The 1,987-nt window shown below is 59.7% G+C and carries 2 protein-coding genes; one reads left to right on the top strand and one right to left on the bottom strand.

Going from position 1 to position 1,987, the window contains the following annotated elements; translation table 11 throughout:
* Positions 1 to 647 precede the first annotated feature (647 nt).
* A complete protein-coding gene (locus CKO36_RS20200; RefSeq protein WP_275957876.1) occupies positions 648 to 1,055 on the top strand; it encodes a zinc ribbon domain-containing protein in 408 nt (135 codons plus the stop codon).
* 114 nt (positions 1,056 to 1,169) lie between these two features.
* On the opposite strand, the gene CKO36_RS19065 is transcribed toward CKO36_RS20200, so the two are convergent.
* Positions 1,170 to 1,889, bottom strand: coding sequence for a PD-(D/E)XK nuclease domain-containing protein (locus CKO36_RS19065; protein ID WP_242469752.1), 720 nt, complete (start codon positions 1,887 to 1,889; stop codon positions 1,170 to 1,172).
* Positions 1,890 to 1,987 lie beyond the last annotated feature (98 nt).

The raw sequence follows: 1,987 nt of genomic DNA on the forward strand, positions 1-1,987 counted from the left end.
GGATCAAAATTCCCGGCTTAGTGAAAGGCACTCGCATCGCCATCCCGCTCGATACCACCGTCGCGCCCACTGGCACCCTGCGGATCATCCTCACCGACGATGACCGTCTTGAGGTCCACACCACCATTGAGGCCGAGATCACCCATGACTGCGGTGAGCGCACCCTGGGCATCGACAAAGGCTACTCCGAGGTGCTGGTTGATTCCGACGGGGAACATCATGGCCCGGAGCTGGGCGGGCTGCTGTCGGAGACCTCCGACAAGCTCAAAGCCAAGCACCAGCGCCGATCAAAACTGCGCGCGCTCGCCAACAACACGCGCAACCCGCGCAAGCGCGAGCACATTCGTCGCTTCAACCTCGGGCGCAAGACACTGAATCGACAGATAGACAAAACCCATGCGCGCATCCGCGACGTGGTGTTCCAGTCGGTTCACAAGGTCGTCGACAAAGCCGCTGTGATCGCGGCGGAAGATCTCACCGCCCCGATGGCGGGCAAGTCCTTCGGCAAGAACGTCAATCGTCGGCTGGCAAGCTGGACGAAAGGCGTCATTGCCGAAGCACTTGACAGTGTTTCAAGCCGTCGAGGTTCGACGGTCGTTCTGGTCAATCCGGCCTACACATCGCAAATGGATTCCCGNACCGCCCCGATGGCGGGCAAGTCCTTCGGCAAGACCATCAATCGTCGGCTGGCAAGCTGGACGAAAGGTGTCATTGCCGAAGCACTTGACAGTGTTTCAAGCCGTCGAGGTTCGACGGTCGTTCTGGTCAATCCGGCCTACACATCGCAAATGGATTCCCGCAACGGAGGCCTGCTGGGCCGCCGCCAAGGGGATCGGTTTCACTGTTTCGACGGGGTTGTGTTGCAGGCGGATCAGAACGCTGCGCGAAACGTGCTGGCACGGTTGTCCGACCCGGACATCGAGCGGTTCACGCCGTATCGAGCCGTGAAAGCGATCTTGCAAGCACGGACTGAGCGCCTGCGGTTGGGACTGCTCAACCAGGACTCCAGTTGCTCGCCCGGACAAAATCGGGTGCTATCAACGGAGAGCGAATGACCGAATGAGCACTTTCGAGTATGAAATTCGGAGCAGTTGACTGAAGCCACGGGATAAACTGTGCAGGCATACCGTACAGGAACGCCTGAACCATCGGATGTCCTGCTGTAGCACTCACACGAGCCGCTCAACCTCGAACGCCACCAACTGGCGCTGTTGCTCACTGAAGGCGATGCCGATCAGGGTGATCGGCTGACCCAGCGCGCAATATTTGTCGGCATAGCCTTTGTCCTTGAGCTGGCGCAAGGCACTGCCGGTGGGTGAACGCTCGGCGAGCTTGAACTCAAACAGCCAGATCTGGTGCTCAAGCTTGAGCGTCAGATCAATTCGCCCGTGATGGGTGATGTCTTCGGCGATCAGCTCCAGGCCCAGCGCAGCGAGGTGGCTGTAGAAGACGCTGGCCCAGTAGCCTTCGTAATGGGCAATGGGTGCATTGTCGTACCAATGATGCGGAATGGCGGCGAACAGGCTGTGCAGGTGCGCGCGCAGGGACTCGGGGTCGCCGGCCTGGAGGATCTCGTGCAGGCGGCTCAGCGCCTGCTCGGCGGCGGGCGCTTGCTCGGCCATGAGCGCGCGCAGCAACACGTCGTTCAAGGCGCTTTGCACTTCTAGGTTGGGGTAGGTCAGCCGGTATTGGATGCGGGCGCCCATGCGCTGCTGACCGGCAAAGGTCAGATAGCCGGTCTGCCACAGCAGCGCCTCGGTGGCGATATGATCGACATCGAAGCTCGATAGCAAGGCTTCCGAGGCCATAGTGCGGGCCAGATTGGGCGTGAACAGCCCACGTTGCATCAGCACCTCAATCGGGTGCCGCCTTTCAATGATGTCAATCATGAGCCATGCTTAGCCCATCATCCAAATGCAGAAAGAGGGCTTGGCCATAACAGCGCAACTCATTAACATCGACGGTCATCAGGCGACTTTTCAAGTCA

Source organism: Rhabdochromatium marinum (assembly GCF_016583795.1).
GTDB classification, from domain to species: Bacteria; Pseudomonadota; Gammaproteobacteria; order Chromatiales; family Chromatiaceae; genus Rhabdochromatium; species Rhabdochromatium marinum.